Below are 20,595 nucleotides of genomic sequence, written 5' to 3'. Positions count from 1 at the left end.
TCAGCCCTCCAGCCGTTCCATGAGGCCGCGATGGCGGTCCATGGTCGGGCGCAGGTTCTGGTACACCTCCTGCCAGATCGAGAAGAACTCCAAATAGCGTTCATGGGCGGCGGGGTCGGGGTCGATGGTCTCGCGGATGCGGACGATATCGGCGAGCGGCGTGACCGGATCGGGGTAGATCCCGGCAGCAACCGCTGCCAGAACCGCATCGCCTACGGGCGCGGCCTCGCCGATATCCGGCACCTGCAGCGGGCGGTTCACCACATTGGCGGTGATCTGGTTCCAGAACCGGCTTTTGGTCGGGCCGCCATTCAGCACCAGCGTGTCGATCTCGGCCCCGGCTTCGGTGGCGATGCGGAAGTTCGACAGCAGATCAAAGGCCACACCCTCGATCAGGGCGCGGATCATATCGGCGCGGCCGGTGGTCGGACGCACACCGAAGAAGACGCCGGTCGCATTGCTGTTCCAGTTCGGGGCAAGCGAATTGCCCAGATAGGGCAGATACAAAAGCCCGTTCGCGCCGGGCGGCACATGGCGGGCCTGGGCGGTAAAGAGGTCGAAGACATTCTCGCCCATCCGCTCGGCCAGCTGCCATTCACTGTCGCCCCACTGATCGCGGAACCATTTCAGCGAGGCGCCGGTAAAGGCCATCGGCGCATCGAACATCGTCAGCCCCGGCAGCACATGCGGCCATTTCAGGACGCGGAATTCATCAAGGCGCTGCTCGGTCGGAATGATGACCCCGAGGTTCGATCCGGTCCCCATCGAATAAAAGGCCTGACCGGGCCGCGTGACCCCGACCCCGAGCGCCGCAGAGCTGATATCGGTGCCGCCCGCCGCGACCGGGGTGCCCGCCCGCAAACCGGTTTCCTCGGCAGCGCGGCGCGTCACTTCGCCGACCACCTCATGGCTCTGATAGAGACGGGGCAGCTTTTCGATCGGAATGCCGATCGCCTCGGCGGCTTTGGCGTTCCAGGCGGCTTTCTGATATTCATAGGCATAGCAGAGACCCGCATCGCCTGTGTTCATGGTAAAGGCGCCCGACATGCGGAAGGTGCAATAGCCCGATGGCGAGAGGAATTTATGCGTGGCCGCAAAGATATGCGGCTCATGTTTCGCCATCCACAGCGCCTTGGGGTCGATGAACCAGGGCGCCACGCGATTGCCGTTGATACGGTTGATCTCGCTTTCGCCCACGCGGCGGCGGATGTCGTCGCATTCGGCCTCTGACCGGCTGTCCATCCAGATCATCGCCGGGCGCAGTGGCTGGCCCTTGTCATTCACGGGCAGGGTGACGCCAACCAGACCCGAGATCGCGACCCCCGCGATCCGGTCTGCGAAATTTCCCTGTTCCAGACATTGCCGGATCGCCGAGACCACAGCCGACCAGTAATTATCGGCCTCCTGCTCGGCCCAGCCCGGACGCGGGTGAAAAAGCGGATGTTCCTGTGAGCCGAAAGCGACGATCCTGCCGCTCTGGGTGTCAAGGATGGATGCTTTGACATTGGTCGTGCCGATATCGACGCCAAGCGTCAGATGTCCGTTCATTACTGTCTCCTCCCGTTATCTCCGCCGCTCAGGACGGTTTTGCCTTGTTCAGCACCCGCGTCAGGATCACGGTTGCGATCAGGGCTATGCCAATGGCAAGGTTCTGATACCATGTCGCGATCCCCCAGATCGCGAGCAGATTGAGCCCCGCCGAAAATGTCACCGCCGAGAGCAGGACATTCGGGATCGACCCGGTGCCGCCCGCGAGGCTGATCCCGCCGATGACGGCGATGGTGATGGCGATCAGCTCATAGCCCTGCGCCAGGGCCGGCTCGACCGACATCAGCCGGGCAGTGAACAGCACACCCGCCAGTGCCGCGCAAAATCCGCTGATCACAAAGGCCGCAATCACGATCAGCCCGGTATTGATGCCGCTGTAACGCGCGGCTTTTTCATTGCCGCCTATAGCCATCAGCCTGCGGCCGAAAACCGTTCCGCTGAGGGTCAGATGCAGCAGAACCGCCATGGCAAGGAACAGAATGAAGCCCACCGGCAGGCCGAAGAACACGGCCTCGCCCAGCCAGCGCATCAGCCCTTCCGAATAATAGACCGGCGCGCCATTGGTGATCAGATAGCTGACGCCGCGCAGCGCGGTCATGGTGATCAGGGTGAAGATGAAAGAGGTGATCTTCAGCCCGACGGAGCCAAGCCCGTTCAGCAACCCGAGCAGCGCCCCGCTTGCCAGGCAGAGACCGATGGCCAGCGCTTCCGGACCGGCAAATGTATTGCCGCGCACCATCCAGCGAAATCCGAGATATCGCCCGGCTTCGGTTGTCAGCAGCACACCTGCAATCACCGAAAAGACCATGACCGAGGCAATCGACAGATCGATCCGCCCGGTCAGCAGCACCACCGAAAAACCGGTGGCCAGCAGCCCGACCACTGCGGCATTGCGCAGGACATTGGCGATGTTATTGCCACTGAGAAAGACCGGGCTGGTCATCAGGCCCAGGGCCAGGATCAGCACCAGCAGCCACAAAAGCGGGTTGCCGATCAGCTGGGGTATGATCGCAGGCCCCCTGTGGCGGGGCGTCGTTGCAATGCTCATCGAACATCAATCCTTTTGCTGAAACCAGGGGCCACGACCGCAAGGATCACCAGCCCGGTCACCACCTGCTGCATGTAGAAACTGACCCCGGCCTGGTTCAGCAGATTGTTGATGCAGCCGATGATCAGCGTGGCAAGAACCGCCCCCCGGACCGAGCCGACGCCGCCGGAAAGCGCTGCTCCGCCAAGGACCGCGACCGCCAGAACCTTCAGCTCCAGCCCCACAAAACCGGCAGGATTGATATAGCCCAGACGCGCGCTTTCGATCAGGCCGACCAGCGCTGCCGCAAGGCCTGACAAGGCGAAAACCGTCAGCCGGACTTTCCAGGTCTGAACACCGGACAGTTCCGCGGCCCGTGCATTGCCGCCGGTGGCATAAAGCCTGCGCCCGAAGCTGGCCGATCCGGTGAGCACCAGCGCGACAGCTGCCGCCAGCAGGAAGAGGGCAACCGGCACCGGCAGGCCGGCGATTGCGCCGCGCCCGAACCAGAGGAATTCCGGCATCGCATTCGGGTAGCTTGCCTGTCCGCGTGAGATGATATTCGCCAGCGCGCTGGCGATCCCCATAGTGGCCAGGGTCACGATCAGTGAAGACAGCCGCAGCGCGGCCACGAGGATCCCGTTGATCAGCCCGAGGACGAGCCCGGTCAGCAAAACCGCTCCGATCACCATCACCGGCGAGCCCCCTGGCAGCAGGACGCCGCCGATCACGGTCGAAAGCACCGCAATCCCCGCGACAGAAAGGTCAATTTCGCCGGTGATGATCACCATGGTCATGCCAAGGGCCAGGATCCCGACCCCGGCAACCGAGGTCAGGATCACCATTGCATTGCCGGGGCTGGCAAATCCGGGAAACAGCAGCGCGCCACTCACCAGCAGCGCGATCAGCACGAAAAGGCGGTTCAGGTCACCGCCAGCGCTCCCGAAGGCCCGGGCAAGACGGGGCCCGGCCCGCATAAAAACTGCGGGGCTGTGAGTTTTCTGGATATCAGACAAAGGAAGTCTCCGTTGGCAAGGGCTGCGGAGGAAACCGGCGGCTTCCGGGTGGCAAAGCCAGCCAGAAGCCGCCGTCGGATCCGGGCCCGCTCAGGCGACGGCCGGACCGTAAGCATAGGGCCATTCGGCCGGCGTCATGGTTTCGACCCCTTCGATGGTCATCTTTTCACGGGTGATCATCGGCAGGTTCGGGGTCAGCACCAGGCGCGGCGGCGCATCATTCAGCCCCTCTTTCGCCCCGATATGCAGAAGGACCGTCCGGATCCCGATATCACCGATCAGCGGCGTGTAGGGGGAAACCATGGCGATATTGCCCTGTTCCACCTCATGCAGCACCTCTTTCGCATCATCATTGGCGAGGATGGCGATACGCTTGCCGTCAGGCGCGGAATCGAGCCGGTTGCCTTCGCGGATCGCATCGAGTGCGCCCATTGCCTCTTCGCCGCCGGTATTGAAGCTGACCGCAACATCGCGGATCGCCTGAAGCGCATCCACGGTTGACTGGAACGCAAGCGAACGCTGGCTGTTGGTGTGGTAATTCCCCGCAATCTCAAAGCCTTCTTCCTGGCCGATCACCTGGAGGAATGCGCCGGTGCGGATGGAATCGGCGGTGCTGCCCAGATCCTTGCGGTTGAGGATGATCTTGCCGGTCCGGCCGGAATGCTTGAGATAAAGCCCCTGTTGCAGACCATTCGCGTAAAAATTCCCCAGAACTTCCGAGCTGATCTTCTGCGACGAGGTGCGGCGGTCAACGCTGACCACCGGAATGCCGGCATCAATGGCACGATCCACCGGCGGCCCCATCGGCGCCTCGCGCGAGGGCCAGAGGACGATCCCGTCAAACTTGCGCGTCACCCAGGTATCAATGATCTGGCCCATCTTGTTGTCATCGAATTCTGCATCGACGACTTCGATCTCGATATTCGGGTGACGCGCCGCCTCCCAGGCTGCGGTATCTGCAAGCGCAATCAGCCAGGGATGGTTGAAGCCGTGGAAGACGAAGCCGATCTTATAGGTCTTCGCCGGGTCCAGCACCGGCCCCTCGGGAAGCGGAATGTAATCCGTGAACGGGGCCTTGATCTCGAGCTTGCTATAGGGCCCGGTAAAGGTTGCACCCATGCCCGGCTTCCAGTCAAAGCCATCGACCAGATCGGCCACCGGATAGACGTCGAGGTAATCGGCGAAAGCGTCGCGGTCATAAAGGGCGGCGACAGAGGCGTTCTTCATCCCTTCGGCGGCGGCCGCTGCATATTGCGCGATCAGGGCGTTCAGGACGCTGTGCACCCCCCCGCCAGTCTGAGCCTGCGCGAGATGCGGCAGAATTCCGGTGGGTATGACTGCAAGAGCCGTCGATGCCAATGCGCTGCCAAGCACGCTGCGGCGTGTCAGTTTCATTCGTTCCTCCCTTGATTTTTCTTTGCGGCGCTGCGCGTCTCCTCCGACGCAGCACCGTGCCTCATCAGCCCAGCAGAACCATCACCTGGCCGTTTTCCACCCGGGTCGGATAGGTCTGCAGGGATTTCGTCGCAGGAGGTGACAGGTTGGCGCCGGTACGGATATCAAACAGCGCCTGATGCAGGGGGCATTCGATGATATGACCATCGAGATAGCCCTCTGACATGAAGGCATGTTCATGGCTGCAAATGCCGGCCGAAGCGTAAAACGTGCCGCCAGCATTATAGACCGCGACACAGCGGCCTTCATGATCGAAACGCATTGCGTCGCCGTCATCCAGCTCGGCAACAGAAACCGCAATGACCCAGGTGCCAGTCGTAGTGCCTGTCATAATCTACTCCCTACTTACACCTTTCCGTAGCCGCAGGGATGCCAGGGCGCATAATTCATTTATCAAATGCCGCCATTGCAGAAAGTGCAGGAAGGCTCTGGGCGAGTGGGAGTGGCAGACTGCTGAGATCACCCGTGACAGGGGTTTGCCCCCGGATGCTGATGATACGATATACGTCGCTGGCAGTCAGGCTGTACTGCGGGCCGTTCTGTGGGCCGTTCTGTGGGACTGTGCAGTTGCCGAGCAAGAGCGCAAGCCGGGCAGCGCTGTGCTGTTGCACCAGGTATGACCGGAGGACGGGCTGACCATCCGCAGATTTATGGTTCAGGGGGCCGCCCGTGCCGGTGCGCGTTTGAGATGACGCGCGCAATCTCCGCTGCGGCGGATCTCTGACTGCGCGCGACTGTTTACATGATCACGTAAAGCACGCCCTGATCCGCAACTGTCTGATAGGTGGTCGCGTTGGGCACCTCATTCTCATCGCAGTCCGGGCCGCTCTCCACCGCCGTCTCAAACGAGCGCACTTTCAGTCGGGCGGGGTCAATCCGTGAGCGGCCGGTCTCGATATCGAATTCCCAGTGATGCCAGGGGCAGCGCACCGTCATATTGCGCCGGCAATACTGATGCTCGCCCACCCGCTCTGCCCGCAGCTCGCCAATCTGATCGCCGCCGGACAGCGGCCCGCCCTGATGCGGACAGCGATCCGAGAGGGCATAGAAGCGCCCTTCGACATTGAAGATCACCACTGGCCTGCCATTGATTTCGATCTTCAGACGGCCGCCTTCAGCAATGCAGTCGGTTGTGCCAACCCTGAAACGTGTCATCCGCGCGCTCCGTAGAGGGATTTTGCATTCTCATAAAGAATGGCACGTTTCAGCTCCGGGCTCAGATGCGGCGGCAGCGAAAAGCGGGGGTCATCGAAATCCCAATGCGGATAATCCGATGAGAAAACAACCCGGTCATGTCCGATCCAGTCGAGCACATCGACGAGCTGGCGCCGGTTTTCCGGCTCTTCCATCGGCTGGGTGGCAACCCAGACATGCTGGCGCAGGTATTCAGAGGGCGGCCGTTTCACATGCGGGACCTCACTGCGCATCCGCTCCCAAAGCCGGTCAAGCCGCCAGCCGAGAGCCGGAAGCCAGGCGAAACCGGCTTCAAGCAGCACGATTCTTGTGCCGGGATAAGCCTCGAACAGACCTTCAAAGATCATGCTCGACAGCATGGCCTGGGCCGAGGGCGCATGTTCGGTCATTTCTTCCATGTAATAGGATGGCCACCCGGTCGGGGTGATCGCATGGCCGGAATAGCCAAACACATGGATGCCGACCGGCAGGTTCGCCGCTTCGGCTGCGGCAAAGATCGGCCAGTAGCGACGCTGGCCCAGCAGTTCCGCCGTGCGGCTGAGCAGAAGCACCTGGGCGAAACGCTGATCCCCGGCGTAATGTTCGATCTCCTTGCGGGCCAGATCCCCATTCTCATAAGGCACGCAGATCGAGCATTTCAGCCGCGGCTCAGGACGATTGTAAAGTTCCAGCTGCCACAGGTTGGTGGCACGGCAGAGCGCGGCGGAAAAGGCATCGCCCAGCACCCCCTGGCCGGTGGGCCAGAGCGGATTCATGATACCAAATTCCATATTGTAAAGATCGAGCAGCTGGCTTTGCAGCAGCCCGACATCAGACCCGGGCAGCCCCTGTTCGGGCCAGGTGTCGCGGCGCGATGAGGCAGGCGCCGCCTTGGGAAACGGATTGCCGTCCTGATAGCCCATACGGTAGCGCAGCCCATAGGTGGAGAGATGCGCCCCCCATTCGGCACTGAGAAATGGCTTCAGATCCTCAGCCGATGACAGTTTCGGATGCACGTCGCAGTCGATCACCTTCTGCACAACGGCCTGATCTTTTGTCGTAATTCCAGCCGGCGCGGTCATGAGCTTTTCTCCGAAAGGCGGGGATAGGTGGCAAGGGGATTTTCCAAAGCGATCTTGCGGATCAGCGCCGCATCGAAGGATTTCGGCAGCGGGTTACTGCCGTCGAACTGCCAGTGCGGATAGTCCGAGGCATAGAGCAGGACCTGATCCGAGCCGATCTGGTCGATCAGCCGGGCGAGGATGTCCGGATCATCCGGCGCATCGAAAGGCTGGGTGGTAAAGCGGATATGGTCGCGGATGATTTCAGCGGGCAGCCGGTCGACCCAGGGCGTCTCAAAGCGCAGGCCCTTCCAGAATTTCCCGAAGCGCCACATGAAGGCCGGAAGCCAGCTCACACCGGATTCCAGAAACACCACTCTGAGCGCGGGGAATTCGGTGAAAACGCCTTCTGACACCAGGCTTGCCAACTGCGATTGCAGGATCTGCGCCTGGGCGGCGTAGTCCTCGATCACCGTATTCGGCCAGCCGACCGAGGTCACCGGGTGGTGATAGGCGCTGCCGGCATGGATGCCCACCGGCAGCCGGTGACGGACGGCAGCGCGGTACAGCGGGCGGAACGAGCGGTTGCCATAGGGCACATGCGCTGCCGCCGGCAGCAGGATCTGCACAAAGCGCGGATCGGCGGCACAACGCTCGATTTCAGCCTCAGCGGCCTCCATGTCCTGCAGCGGGATCAGCATCGAGGCGCGCAGTCCGGGATGGCGGTCCAGCCATTCAGCGCGAGTCCAGTCGTTGATGGCGCGGGTCAGGGCAATCGCCATATCGGTGTCATAGACCATATGCACACCGCAGAGATTGTTCAGGATTGCGGTTCCGGCCCCGAATTCTCCCAGTACAGTCGCGCCAAGCCGCGCGGCATCATTGCGCAGCCCGCCCGTGCTGTCGCGCCAGTCCGGGCGGCAGGTCAGGGGGCATTGTTCGGATAGGCGATGCTGTCGAATTGCAGAATTCCCCGCGCCGTTATCAGATCCTGCCAGACCTCGGGCAGATAGGGCAGCAGATCGGCGGTGGTCGGGTTGGGATGATGAACATCACAATCCACGCTTTCAGGCGGAAGCGGCTTTGCCGGGGGTGAACCTCAGTCATGAGCGTCGAACTCTCTTTCGTATTTCCGAAATGTCTACTGATCTGCCGATATGGCCGGCGTGCTTTGCCAGGCGGCAAAGGCTTCGGCGAGGCGGTTTGCGGCGATATCTTCGGGGCGTGGCGAGAAGCCCGCGTTCAGCATCTTGCGCGCGAGAAGATGGTCGGCAGGCCGGTTGACCGAGTCGACCGCCAGCAGCCGGCGGCCCGCGAAGTGGCAGACGGAAAACGCGCCATCCTCACCCGAGCGGAGCAGGAACTGCTGGTCAGCCCCGGCCGAAAGGCCTGCCATCTGCAGTTTCTGATCGCCGATATCCGACCAGAACCATGGCAGGGCCGCATAGGGCGCTGCGCGCCCGCAGAGGGTTGCGGCTGCGGTTTTGGCCTGATCGGTCGCCGCCTGAACCGATTCCAGCCGCAGCAGCCGGCCGCTGGCCTTGTGCGGAAATCGGGCGCAGTCACCGATCGCGAGGATGTCGGGGTCAGAGGTCTGCATCAGCCCGTCCACCAGGATGCCGTTGTCACAGCGCAGGCCCGCCGCGTGGGCCAGGCCGGTATCAGGCTCGACCCCGATGCTGCTCAGGATCAGATCGGCCCCGATCCTTTCCCCGCCCGTGAGATGCACTTCGTGACGATGCCCGCGACCCGGGCCGATCATGCTCAGGCCCGAGTTCAGATGGATGGTCACGCCTGCGGCCCGCAGCGTTTCCAGGATATGGAACGAAACCGCCGGTGCCACGACCCGGCCCAGCACCCGGTCGGACATTTCGGTCACAGTGACGGTCTTGCCCAGAGCGACCAGGGTAGCCGCCAGTTCCAGCCCGATGAACCCGGCCCCGACAATCACGAGACTGCGGCTGGCGGCGATCTGCGCACGCAGCGCTTCGGCATCGGCAAGCGTGCGCAACGCTGCGATCTGCGCGTCCTGAAGGCCGGAACCTTCCGGCAATACGAGCGGGCGAGGCCTGGCGCCGGTGGCGAGGATCAGCTTGTCATAGGCCTCTTCCCGGCCGCAGCGCAGCCGTATCCGATGGGCATCGGCCGGATCTCTGCGACACGGACATCACGCTCCAGCGTGATCTTATTTGAACTATAGAAGCTTTCCGCCCGCAAAAGCTGGGGCCGGGGCTCGGGCTGCTTCAGAAAGGCCTTTGACAGCGGTGGCTTGTGATAGGGCAGGCTGCTTTCATCGGTCATCACCCGGATGGGCCCGTCATAGCCTTCGAGCCGCAGGCTTGCGGCGGCCTGAATGCCGGCATGACCGGCGCCGATGATGATCGTCCCGGCTGTCATCAGATCTGCCTTTCCGCGACATGCAGGATCAGCCCGTCCATTTCAGGCGCCATGATCAGCTGACAGGCCAGCCGGCTTTCGGGCCGCAGCTCTGCCGCCGCCATTTCCAGCATACCCTGTTCCATATCACCGGCAGCACCGGCGATGCCGAGAAAGGCTGCATCGACATAGACATGGCAGGTGGCACACATGCAGGAGCCGCCGCATTCCGCCACGATCCCCCCGACATCATGCCGCATCGCCGCCTCCATAGCACTTTCATGCGGCATGGCTTCGATCTCGCGGCGGCTTCCATCGGGCTGAATGAAGGTAATATTGAGCATTTCGGTCCTGGGGGTCAGTTTGCGGCAGAAAGAGTGCTTAGCGTGGTGCGACCCGGCGCTGCCGCCAGCAGCTCCCTTGTATAGGGATGCTGCGGATCGCTGAGGATCGCGGCGGCCCGCCCCTGCTCGACGATGCGGCCCTTTTGCATGACGATGATGTCATCGCTGATCTGGGCCGCGACACGCAGATCATGGGTGATGAAGAGAATCGCCAGATCCAGCCGGGCCTGGAGATCGCGCAGCAGGTCCAGCACCTTCGCCTGCACCGATACATCCAGCGCCGAGAGGCTTTCATCGGCGATCAGAACATCGGGCCGCATCGCCAGCGCCCGGGCAATACCGATCCTTTGCCGCTGCCCGCCGGAAAAGGCCGCCGGACGCCGCGTGTAAGTCGAGGGTTGCAGGCCCACGAGGGTCAGAAGCTCTTCGGCAACGCCGCGCGCCTCACGCGGTGGCGTGCCGGCGAGAATGGCCGCCCGCGCGATCATATCACCGACCCGCCGTCGGGGTTGAGGGATTCGAAAGGATCCTGAAAGATCATCTGGATGCGGCGCCGGCACTGCGCCAGATCACGCGGGGGCAGCGCAAGGATGTCGGTGCCGCCGACCTCGACCCGGCCCGCTTTTGGTTCGATAAGGCGGATCAGCGCCTTTGCCAGCGTGGATTTGCCCGAGCCGGATTCTCCGACAACCGAGAGCACGGTACCGCGAAACAGGGTAAGGCTGATCTCATCAAGCGCGCGCATGGCCCCGAAGCTGTGGCAGAGCCCGGCGGCTTTCAGCGCGATCTGGCTGCGTTCCGGCGCCGGGCGCAGGCGCGGCGCCAGGCCCGGGATCGCGGCAATCAGACTGCGCGTATAGGGATGACTTGCCGCCTCCAGCACAGCGCGCGCCGGGCCAAGCTCGACGATCACCCCGTCTTTCATCACGGCGATACGATCCGCGATATCGGCAACCACGCCGAAATCATGGGTGATAAAGAGGATCCCGTGGTTATAGACGTCACGCAATTCACGGATCAGTTTCAGCACCTGCGCCTGTGTGGTCACATCAAGCGCGGTGGTCGGCTCATCGGCGACCAGCACTTTGGGGTTAAGCGCCAGGGCCATCGCAATCACCACCCGCTGACACTGGCCGCCGGACAGGCAATGCGGGAATGAGGCAAGGATGCGGTCGGGATCCGGCAGATGCATTGCCTCGATCAGGGCGCGGGCGCGCTTGCGGCGCTCGGCTGCGTCAATATCGGAATGCAGCAGAAAGACTTCCTCGATCTGTTCCCCGACGGTCATTGCAGGGTTGAGCGAGGACATCGGCTCCTGAAAGATCATCGCGATATCGCGGCCGCGCATTTGCCGCAGCTGTGGCTCGCTCAGCCCGGTCAGATCGGTGCCATTCAGCAGGATATGCCCCGTCACAACGTCAAGACCACGCGGCACCGCCCCCATCACGGCGGCGGAAAGGACCGATTTGCCGGAGCCGGATTCCCCGACGAGACAGAGGATCTCGCCCGGGTGCAGTTCAAGACTGGCGTCCGAGACCGCCAGTGACCGGTCTGCGCCCTTTGGCAGGCTGATGCTGAGGTTTTCAAGCTTCAGAACCGGCCGCGGAGCTGTGATGGCGCCGGGATTGACAGGATCGGTCATGACTGGCGCTCCATCCGGCCGGATACGTCTTTCAGACCATCGGCCAGCAGGCTGAGACCAAGCATCAGCGAAGAGATTGCGAGGCATGGAAAGATGATAAGATAGGGAAATGCCATCGCCATCGCGCGGCCTTCATTGACCATGGAACCCCAGTCCGGTGTAGGAGGAGGCAGGCCAAGCCCGAGAAACCCGAGGGTCCCCAGTTTGATCGCCGTATAGCCGATCCGCAGGCAGAAATCGACGGCAAGCGGCCCAGTGGCATTGGGCAGAATATCCACCAGCATGATCCGCCAGGGGCTTTCGCCCTGGGTTCGGGCAGCGGCGACGAAATCGCGGCTGGAGATATCGAGACTGATCGCGCGCACGATACGAAAGATCGCCGGGGCGCTGGCAAATGTCACCGCGAGGATGATGTTGAGCGGCGAGGGACCGATGACCACGATGATCAGGATGTAAAGCACAAGAACCGGGAACGAGAGCACGACATTGGCGATGAAAGACAGGACCATATCGGTGCGACCGCGCTGATAGCCTGCGGCAAGTCCGGCACTGATCCCCACTGCATAAGCGGTCAGGGTGGCCAGCGTTGCATAGACCACCACGGTGCGGGCGCCGTAGATCAGCCGCGACAGGATATCGCGTCCCACGAGATCGGTGCCCAGCCAGAACATCCCGCCAGCCGGATCCGGGGTCAGCGGCTGCGCCAGCGGCTTCAGCATGCGCAGCGGATCATAGGGGGCGATCAGAGGCGCCAGCAGGGCGATGAGCAGCCAGGCGAGCGAGATGCCGCCCCCGATCAGCACCATAGGGTGGCAGAGATAGGCTTTGAGTTTGCTGTCAGGCATCTGCCACCCCCGCGCTGCGTTCAGCACCAGAGAGGCTGATGCGGGGATTGAGCCAGACATAGGCGAGGTCAGAGAGGATCTGAGACAGCACGACAACCACGACGCTGACCATGGCGCAGGCCTCGATCAGATAGATATCGCTGTTCAGCGCCGCATCATAGAGAAGCGAGCCGAAGCCTTTATAGGCAAAGAAAACCTCGACCACGATCACGCCCGAAAGCAGCCAGGGCACCTGCATCATCACCACGGTGGCAGGGACGATCAGCGCATTGCGCAGCGCATGGTGAAACACGATCCGGAAGGTGCCCGCGCCTTTCAGCCGGGCGGTGCGCACATAATGCGAGGCCATGACCTCGGCCATTGCGGCGCGGGTGATGCGCGCAAGATAACCGGTCGAGTAAAGCGCCAGAACGGTGACCGGCAGCACCAGCTCGCTGAGGGAAAATCCGGTCAGCATGGTGCTGGTGCCGGGCAATACCCCAAGCCAGAACACAAAGATGGCCGAGAGCAGTGCCGCCGAGGCGAAATCGGGCACCGAGGTCGAGAGGATCGCAAATACCGAAACAACGCGGTCCATCACCGAATTGGGCCGCATGCCGGCAAGCACCCCCAGCAGCAGTGCGGTCGGGACCATCACCAGCAGGGCACAGGCGCCCAGCAGCAGCGAGGCGCCCAGCCTTGCCGGAATGATCTCGATCACCGGGGCCCGGAAGTGACTGGAGAGGCCCCAGTCACCGGTCAGGAACGCGACAAGCCAGCGGCCATAGCGCAGCACAAGCGGGTCACGATAGCCATTGGCCAAAAGCCAGGCCTCCCGCTGTTCTTCGGTCGAGAACTGCCCCAGCACCTTGGCGGCGACATCGTCGACATTCACCTCTAGCGCAAGGTAGACCAGTATCGAGACGGTCAGCATTGTTGCCGCAGCCCAGCCGAGCTTGCGGAATAAAAAAGCGGTCATTCGCGTCCTGTTCTTTCCGGAGGTTCAGATCATTGCGTCTGATGCGGGCATGGTGGTCTCAGGAGGTGACCCAGACCCGGTCCATCCGGTAGTAATGCGAGGGGTGGAAATCATAGTCCTGCACCCGCTCGGTGCAGGCCGAGAATTCCTTGGGCCAGAAAGGCTGCACGATTACCGCGGCATCGCGCAGAATGGTCTGGACCTCCTGCATGGCGGCCGCGCGCTCAACCGGGTCGATGATCGTCATGGCCCTGTCGAGCGCGGCATCAAATTCGGGGCTGGCAAAGGCGCTCTCATTCCAGGCGCCGCCGCTGCGATACGCAAGATTGAGCGTCATCACCCCCAAAGGCCGGTGCGCCCAATAGGTCAGACCAAAGGGCACCTTGTTCCAGACCGGCCAGTACTGGGTCGAGGGCAGCACATTCAGCGTCAGTCGGATCCCGGCCTCTGCCAGGTTTTGCTGCAGAACCTGGGCGGTATCCTGTTCCCATTTGCCCTGGGTATTGCCCAGCACCAGTTCCAGATCGATGCCGTTCGGGTAGCCGGCATCGGCCAGCAGCGCCCGCGCCTTTTCGACATCACGCGCAATGGGGGGCAGCGGGAAATGATCGGGATGCTTGGGCGAGACATGATAATTGCCGCCCACCACGCCTTCGCCACGATAGGCAATTGCCAGCATCTGATCATTGTCGGCGGCAAGCTGCACCGCCTGGCGCACCCTGATATCGTCGAAAGGTTTCTCATCGGTCTTCATCCGCATCACGATCGTATGCGCGGGTTCAGACCGCAGCAGCCTGACACCGGGAAGTTTGGAAATGATATCGACATCGGTGATTGCGGCCCTGAAGATCACATCGATCTGATCGCTGGCCAGCGCCGCAAGCTGCGTGGTCACATCGGCGCCGACATCAACATAGGTGATACGGTCAAGATAGGCCGGTTCTCCCCAGTAATCGGCGCGCTTTTCAAAGACCGCCTGACGGCTGACTTCATAGGTTTTCAGCGCGAAGGGGCCGGTGCCGACCGGATTTGCCGGCCAGTTGGCACCGTCTTTTTCAAAGTCCCGATGCAGCATCGGGCAATTATAAGCGTAAAGCTGTTCGGGCAGCGAAACGACACCGCGTGACAGCGTCAGGCGCAGCGAGTGCTCACCGGTCTTTTCGACTTTTTCGATCGCCGAAAAGGCGGTTTTATTCGAGGATTGCGACTCCGGCGCGATCCAGCGTGCGATGTTGAACACCACATCATCGGCGGTGAATGCATCGCCATTTGACCATTTTGCGCGCTCATCCAGCTCGAAATCCCAGGTTTTCAGATCATCTGACGGCGTCCAGCTTTTGGCCAGATAGGGATGCGTGACATTCTCGCTGTCAACATAGGTCAGGTATTCAAGGCTGTTGCGGAAGAGGTTTGATGCCTCTGTCCAGCTGGTCAGCATCGGGTCGGTGATTTCCTGCACCGTCATCCCAAAGCGCAATTCGCCGCCCGCCACCGGCAGCTTTGCCTCATCAGCGCGTGCCACCCCGCCGGCGATCCCGGTAAAGGCCGCCGCAGAAGCCGCCGAGACCCCGAGCCAGGACATCGTGCGCAGGAAGGCCCGCCGGTCGAGGCCATTGTTCGTATATTTCTGACACAGATCTTCCACTTCCGGGTGAAGGGGTTTTCCGCTGTTCATTTTGAGAATGGTCATGACGTTCCTGTTGGCGAATTATTTTTTGATTTGGGGTCGGTTGCCGCTGCAAAAACGGGGATGGCTGCAGCGGCACCGCTTATTGCTGCAACCTAGGTGCAACATTTGCGCAGCCACAAGCAGAGTAATGAGATCGGGGGATCTATAAAAAGCACATCAGATTTAAGTTTTTTAAAACAATATACTACATTCATTTCAGGCATGCGCGGGCCTGCCATATTCCCCGGGCGGCAGGGTAGGGGCGCAGCACGTCAACATCAGGAGCTGATATCTCCGCCCGGCGTGCGGCAGATCTGGCGGCGATGTGGCAGCGGGAGTTGGTTCAGACGAGCCGTAGCCTGGTTCCGCTCAGAGACCTGCTACCCGGTCAGACTTGCAGAATTGCTGGATCAGCCAGTTCCTGAACAGCACAACGGCTGTATCCTCAAGCGCTTCGGCATCACAGACGAGGTAGTATCCGTAGCCCGGTGTCAGACGCAGCGGCGAGGGACAGATCAGGTTTCCCGCAACGATTTCCGGCTGAAACGGCGTCGGGTCCAGCAAGGCTATCCCATTGCCGTTCTGCGCATAGCGGATCGCCAGCTCGGCTGTGTCAAAGGTCAGTCCACGCGCGACAGGGCCGCGCAGCCCGTGCACGCCGGCAAACTGCTTCCAAAGCGAAAAGCGGTCACCGTCATCGACGCGGACGTGCAAAAGTTCGTTGCGGCCTAGAAAGGCATCCAGGGCTTCGGCGCTGTCCAGCGGGCTGTCGCTCACCAGGTCAGGATGACAGATCAGCGTGCTTTCTACCTGCCAGAGCAGATTGATCACTTTATCGCTGATGATCGGGCGGGAGTAGATGACGGCCGCATCGGGCGGGTTGTTCTGATGCTGTGGCAGCGTCAGGCAACTGATATCCAGCGTGATCCCCGGGCAGAGCTGCCTGAAATCCTTAAGCGCCGATACCGCCAGAAGGCTCGCGAAACTCGGGGCGAAGTAGACGCTCAACACGCGCAATTCGGTGCTCTGGGCCCCAATCTCGTCGAGCGTCAGGCTCAGCCGGTCAAAGGACTTGCGCACCGAACTCAGCAGCTTTTCCGCCGCAGGGGTCAATTCTATGCCGCGGGGATGGCGTTCGAACAAAGACACTCCCGCCGCATGTTCGAGCGTGGCAACATGGCGTGACAACGAGCTTTGGGCCACGTTCAGACTGTCGGCGGCGGCGCGGAAGCTGCCCTGAAGAGCGACTTCCTCGAAGGCGCGAAGCGCGTTAAGGGGCAGGCGTCTGCGATCCATTGAGTTGCCCCCGGAGATTTTGGCGCAATACACGGTACCGCCAGTGTCATGTCAACCTGCCTGCCGCAGGGCAGAGGCCGGAGCAATGCGGCAAAGTCGAGCAACAGACTGGTCAAGGATAACGGATCCTGAACGCTTCGGTCGGATGTTGCAAAATATGGGACAGACTGGAAGAGCATCAGCATGTCGGGGTTGCCACTGGAACTTTTCAGTTGGGCCAGCGGCCCTGGCGTCGGCATGGCTGAGGCCGGCCGCAGACCAAGGGCAGTTGCTGGTTCAAAAAATGGTGTTGCGCTACCGTCCCGCCGTACCAATCCACGTTGTCAAAGAGTGGCGAAGACTGGACGTTGACTGAAGGCGACCTGCGCTACGTTGACTTCACCGTCTACGACGGAAGCGAGGATCTCGCCTCTGGAAGCCCGCCCGCAAGCCTTCATCTTCGAAAACGTCATGGGTCTGACAAGAGCAAGCTTTCATGACTGCTTCAATTATATTCAACTCCTGTTCGCGCTTCCGGCACTGACCGCCCGCTGAACTATGCGCCGAAAGCCGGACAGTGACGAAAACTACCATCTGACGTTTGCTTGTCTCGAAGGACGAGGAGATCAGGCATGCGCAAGCGCAAGAACCATGACGCGGTCTTCCAGGCGCGCGTGCTGTAAAAGGCGAGTGCACGGTGTCGGATCTGGCCGCCGAATACCGGGTGCATCCGGCGTTGTTCCATCAGGGAAAGAAATCGCTGCTCAACAGGGCGGCGGAGATCTTCGAGCATGGCGGCAAAAGCCTGCGGTGGAAGTGGACGATGAGACGGTCCGGTCCCAGGTGTTTGATCCCACGGTTTGATGGTGTGATCGTTTCTCTGGAATGGAAGGATGCCCTCTGGGACAAGTTCGCTATGGCAGCGCCACGACCACGCACGCTATCCGAGCCACGATCCACCGTGCTGACGGAGGCTGAGGAGGCGATAGTCGTGGCATTCCGGCGCCATACGCTGCTGCCAACAGACGATTGCCTTTATCCTTTGCAGCCTTCGATCCCCCACCTGACGCGATCAGCACTGCACCGCTGTCTGCAGCGGCATGGCATCTCGCGCCTCCCTGGTATGGAGGGCGACAAGCCGAAGCGATCGAAGTTCAAGCGCTGCCCTTTAGGGTTCTTCCACATCAACGTCGCAGAGGTGCAAGCCGCTGAAGGCAAACTATATTTGTTCGCTGGCATTGACCGGACGAGCAAGTTCTCTGTGACCCAACTCTTCGACAAAGCCGACAGAAAAAGTGCCTGGGAATTCCTTCAGCACATGCTCGAAGTCGTGCCCTGACCTCGGTCCATATCATTCTCACCGACAACCGAATCCAGTTCGCAGAGCTACCGCGGAACCGGAATACCATCTATTCTAGGCCGGTGCGCTTCGACATGATTTGCGAGGCAAACGGGATTGAGCACAGGCCGACCAGGCCCAACCATCCATGGACCAGTGGTCAGGTCGAAGGGATGAACCGCACGATCTTGGAAGCCACCGTCAAAAGCTTTCATTACGACAGTCACAACCAACTGCGAACGAAGCTCGCAGACTAAATGGCGGCATACAGTTTCGCGCGCAGGCTCAATACCTTCCGAGGACTCACACCTTACGAACACATCTGCAAGATCTGGACATCAGAGCCTGACAGATTCATCCTTAACCTGATCCACCAGATGGCGAGACTGAACACATGAATGCCAGGATCGGAGATCGAAGCCAGTGGCTGAGATTGTCGCCAATGGTTTTCGTCACGAAAGCTCAAACGGAGGAGCGCCAAGTGAGGCCTGGCATGATTGGCCGGGTGATTGTATCATGCGAAAGGCGTGACCTGCAGAACCGCCCAGATCGGCCGTCGCCATGGTCTCCTGGACCAATGGCGTGACCATGGCTCGCCCCCGGAGCGCATCCCGGTGCGAGTCAATGAACCGCCACCATCCCTTCGACCTGCGGTCGAGCTCCGCGATCGCAAATTACGCTGACGCCTTGATCAGGATCTCGTTTCAAATCCACCATCTGCCCGGCGTTCCTGCCGGGGTACACGCGGGCGTTTGCCGCTATCAGCCTCGGTCTTCTGGGCCCCGTCATGCAACATCTGAGGCGCACAGCCGATCTTCGCGGCAATCGACATGACCGCCTGTCAGCGCGACCCACGCTGCCCCTCATCATCGAGGACCAGGCGCATGGCGCTTTCCCGCATTTTGCGAAAAAGCCTGTTCATTGCTTGCTCATGATGCCTTAGCTTCCCCACGCGTAGGAGCCTCCGGCATAACCCGCGCGATTCATATACAGATCCTGGTCCCGATACGCTCTGAGCGGCCGTTGGTGGAGGAGATGGTATACCCTCTGTTCCGTTGGGTCCCAGGCCCTGGCATCGACGCTCCGGAAGGAGTGCCCGCCGTGTGCACGAAGACCCGCAACCTGTTCAGGTCGGAAGCGATGTCGCGCAAGGGGATGGCCGTCTCTTCAGGCAAACAGTGCCCCGAACCGTAGCTGATCTTCCTCAGCCGGGCCACCACGAGGTCGCTCCGCTGCTATTGGTCGATCCCTTATCGGTTGGCGGCAGGCTGGATACCTGGGCGTTCCCGAAAGCGTTCCGGGAGACGCCGCCAGTTCAGGTCCGGTGGCGAATGGCCGCGATGAAGCCTTTCCGGTCCAGGGCGGATGATAGTCAACCCCATGAGGGTCCGGGCAATCCACCCGGCCCAGACAGGCTCATCAGACCACAGGCCGAACAGACTGGTCCCCAATGCCTCGCTCCACCCGAAAGAGCCGCAATGCTGAAGCCGACTTTCGTGGCCAGAAGCCGGGGAAAGAAATCCATGGCCCGGTCACGGCCCGGATGCGCGGCTGTCGAGGAGGTCCCCCGACGACGGTGCTGATGGAGAAGCGCCCGGGCCCGATCTTTGAGGGCGACCCCACCCGCGCCAGTGGAAGGGGGAAAGGCGCGGCATGCGAGATGAGACACCGCCATTCGCCCCGGATCTGCCTAGTGGCTGCCCCTGGTAAGATGCGGCCGCGTTCGTTACCGAACCGCTCGCGACCTGCGCCGGGCTGCATGTCGCGCAGAGATCGCGATATGCGGCGACGATGGCTGCAAGTCCAGGCACAAAAGCGGTGTTCTGTCGGTCAGGCCGCGCAAACGGATCGAAGAGCCCCTGGGCCGAACCATGATCGTCGGCGGCATTGTACAGGCTCTCGGACGCGGCATCGAACGGGGGCGCTTGCGCTTATCCTGACGATGACTGCCAACACCATCGTCCGACTGCCCCGGTGGCGGGCCGCATGACAGGAAAACACCAGTCTGACAGCAATCCGTCCGCCATCACGGGACCCGAAGCGGAATGCCGAAAGCAGCCGCAACAGGAAACCGGTCCCGCTCAGCGATGTCTTCAGTGCCCTGTCAGAGACATTCCCCCCATCTGCGACCAGCGCGAGGCCGGTGACGAAACGCGACTGGTCGGAGGCGAGGTAAAGCACCGCCGCCGCGACCTCTTCGACCGTGCCGAAACGCCCGGCGGGGATCGCGGTGGAGATATAGGCCTCAAGCCCGGCCCGCCCGCCCATCTGGCGTTCAAACCCGGCATTGAACGGGGTGTCGATGAAACCGGGGCAAAGCGCATTGACCCGGATGCCGTCTTTCGCGAAGTCCTTCGCCATCTGTTTCACCATGGCGACCGCGGCATGTTTCGTGACCGCATAGGCGATCATCCCGGCATCATATTGCACCCCGGAATTCGAGGCGGTGATAATGATCGAGCCGCTTTTCTGCGCCTGCATCTGCGTGATCACCGCCTGTGCCGCCACGAAATGCGAACGCACATTCATCACCCATGACGCATCCATCTGATCCGGGCTCACCTGATCGAGCCGGCCTTCGATCTGGATCCCGGCATGGGAATGCAGCACGTCGATGCGCCCGTGGCGGGTGATGACCTCATGGATCGCTGCGCGGATCGCAGCCGTGTCGGTCATGTCGAGCGCCATCGCCTCGGCGCGCTGGCCGGAGCCGGTGATCTCTGCGGCCACCAGGCCGGCGGCGGCACCATTGCGGTCGCTAACCACCACCATTGCGCCCGCTCCGGCCAGCGCCCGGGCCGAACCGCGCCCGATCCCCGATCCGGCCCCGGTGACAAAGGCGATTTTTCCGTCAAGCCGCATCGCGG

General features: G+C 61.6%; 19 protein-coding genes and 1 pseudogene. 1 reads left to right on the top strand and 19 read right to left on the bottom strand.

Annotation, left to right across the window (positions count from 1 at the left end; genetic code table 11):
* The 18 genes from QNO18_RS19280 to QNO18_RS19200 form a co-directional block, all read right to left on the bottom strand.
* Complete coding sequence (locus tag QNO18_RS19280; RefSeq protein WP_283179153.1) at positions 1-1,548, bottom strand: FGGY family carbohydrate kinase; 1,548 nt, start codon at positions 1,546-1,548, stop codon at positions 1-3.
* 28 nt (positions 1,549-1,576) lie between these two features.
* Positions 1,577-2,596: an ABC transporter permease gene (locus tag QNO18_RS19275; RefSeq protein WP_283179152.1), complete on the bottom strand. Its 1,020-nt coding sequence runs from the start codon at positions 2,594-2,596 to the stop codon at positions 1,577-1,579.
* Positions 2,593-3,552: an ABC transporter permease gene (locus QNO18_RS19270; RefSeq protein ID WP_283179151.1), complete on the bottom strand. Its 960-nt coding sequence runs from the start codon at positions 3,550-3,552 to the stop codon at positions 2,593-2,595. The genes QNO18_RS19275 and QNO18_RS19270 overlap by 4 nt, the downstream gene beginning before the upstream one ends.
* A 129-nt stretch (positions 3,553-3,681) precedes the next feature.
* Positions 3,682-4,986 carry a sugar ABC transporter substrate-binding protein gene (locus QNO18_RS19265; RefSeq protein ID WP_283179150.1) on the bottom strand — a complete coding sequence of 435 codons (1,305 nt, stop codon included), beginning with the start codon at positions 4,984-4,986 and terminating at the stop codon, positions 3,682-3,684.
* A 64-nt stretch (positions 4,987-5,050) separates the two neighbouring features.
* Complete coding sequence (locus QNO18_RS19260) at positions 5,051-5,377, bottom strand: non-heme iron oxygenase ferredoxin subunit (protein WP_283179149.1); 327 nt, start codon at positions 5,375-5,377, stop codon at positions 5,051-5,053.
* A 407-nt stretch (positions 5,378-5,784) separates the two neighbouring features.
* Positions 5,785-6,201: a Rieske (2Fe-2S) protein gene (locus tag QNO18_RS19255; RefSeq protein WP_283179148.1), complete on the bottom strand. Its 417-nt coding sequence runs from the start codon at positions 6,199-6,201 to the stop codon at positions 5,785-5,787.
* Positions 6,198-7,301 (bottom strand): amidohydrolase family protein, encoded by a 1,104-nt coding sequence (locus QNO18_RS19250; RefSeq protein ID WP_283179147.1) that lies wholly within the window; start codon positions 7,299-7,301, stop codon positions 6,198-6,200. Before QNO18_RS19250 ends, QNO18_RS19255 begins: the two co-directional genes overlap by 4 nt.
* Complete coding sequence (locus QNO18_RS19245; RefSeq protein ID WP_349293908.1) at positions 7,298-8,107, bottom strand: amidohydrolase family protein; 810 nt, start codon at positions 8,105-8,107, stop codon at positions 7,298-7,300. The genes QNO18_RS19250 and QNO18_RS19245 overlap by 4 nt, the downstream gene beginning before the upstream one ends.
* 98 nt (positions 8,108-8,205) lie before the next feature.
* The gene (locus QNO18_RS19240; protein ID WP_283179146.1) at positions 8,206-8,343 is read right to left on the bottom strand and encodes a hypothetical protein; all 138 of its coding nucleotides are present in this window, start codon (positions 8,341-8,343) and stop codon (positions 8,206-8,208) included.
* 78 nt (positions 8,344-8,421) lie between these two features.
* Entirely contained in the window at positions 8,422-9,369 is a 948-nt protein-coding gene (locus QNO18_RS19235) for an FAD-dependent oxidoreductase (RefSeq protein ID WP_283179279.1), read from the bottom strand.
* Positions 9,369-9,677, bottom strand: coding sequence for an FAD-dependent oxidoreductase (locus QNO18_RS19230; RefSeq protein ID WP_283179145.1), 309 nt, complete (start codon positions 9,675-9,677; stop codon positions 9,369-9,371). The genes QNO18_RS19235 and QNO18_RS19230 overlap by 1 nt, the downstream gene beginning before the upstream one ends.
* Positions 9,677-10,000, bottom strand: coding sequence for a 2Fe-2S iron-sulfur cluster-binding protein (locus QNO18_RS19225; RefSeq protein ID WP_283179144.1), 324 nt, complete (start codon positions 9,998-10,000; stop codon positions 9,677-9,679). The genes QNO18_RS19230 and QNO18_RS19225 overlap by 1 nt, the downstream gene beginning before the upstream one ends.
* A 14-nt stretch (positions 10,001-10,014) precedes the next feature.
* Positions 10,015-10,488, bottom strand: coding sequence for an ABC transporter ATP-binding protein (locus QNO18_RS25740; protein ID WP_349293897.1), 474 nt, complete (start codon positions 10,486-10,488; stop codon positions 10,015-10,017).
* Positions 10,485-11,642 carry an ABC transporter ATP-binding protein gene (locus QNO18_RS19220; RefSeq protein WP_349293896.1) on the bottom strand — a complete coding sequence of 386 codons (1,158 nt, stop codon included), beginning with the start codon at positions 11,640-11,642 and terminating at the stop codon, positions 10,485-10,487. Before QNO18_RS19220 ends, QNO18_RS25740 begins: the two co-directional genes overlap by 4 nt.
* Positions 11,639-12,487 (bottom strand): ABC transporter permease, encoded by an 849-nt coding sequence (locus tag QNO18_RS19215; RefSeq protein ID WP_283179143.1) that lies wholly within the window; start codon positions 12,485-12,487, stop codon positions 11,639-11,641. Before QNO18_RS19215 ends, QNO18_RS19220 begins: the two co-directional genes overlap by 4 nt.
* A complete protein-coding gene (locus tag QNO18_RS19210) occupies positions 12,480-13,445 on the bottom strand; it encodes an ABC transporter permease (RefSeq protein ID WP_283179142.1) in 966 nt (321 codons plus the stop codon). The genes QNO18_RS19215 and QNO18_RS19210 overlap by 8 nt, the downstream gene beginning before the upstream one ends.
* A gap of 58 nt (positions 13,446-13,503) precedes the next feature.
* Entirely contained in the window at positions 13,504-15,135 is a 1,632-nt protein-coding gene (locus QNO18_RS19205) for an ABC transporter substrate-binding protein (RefSeq protein WP_283179141.1), read from the bottom strand.
* A gap of 348 nt (positions 15,136-15,483) precedes the next feature.
* The gene (locus QNO18_RS19200; RefSeq protein WP_283179140.1) at positions 15,484-16,410 is read right to left on the bottom strand and encodes a LysR family transcriptional regulator; all 927 of its coding nucleotides are present in this window, start codon (positions 16,408-16,410) and stop codon (positions 15,484-15,486) included.
* An 879-nt stretch (positions 16,411-17,289) separates the two neighbouring features.
* Between QNO18_RS19200 and QNO18_RS19195 the strand changes: the two are divergent.
* A pseudogene (locus QNO18_RS19195) lies at positions 17,290-18,126 on the top strand (DDE-type integrase/transposase/recombinase).
* 1,432 nt (positions 18,127-19,558) lie between these two features.
* Here QNO18_RS19195 and QNO18_RS19190 read toward each other — a convergent pair.
* Positions 19,559-20,590 (bottom strand): SDR family oxidoreductase, encoded by a 1,032-nt coding sequence (locus tag QNO18_RS19190; protein ID WP_283179139.1) that lies wholly within the window; start codon positions 20,588-20,590, stop codon positions 19,559-19,561.
* Positions 20,591-20,595 lie beyond the last annotated feature (5 nt).

This window comes from Gemmobacter sp. 24YEA27, from assembly GCF_030052995.1.
GTDB lineage: Bacteria > Pseudomonadota > Alphaproteobacteria > Rhodobacterales > Rhodobacteraceae > Pseudogemmobacter.
This window is presented reverse-complemented; position numbering and strand designations above follow the sequence as displayed.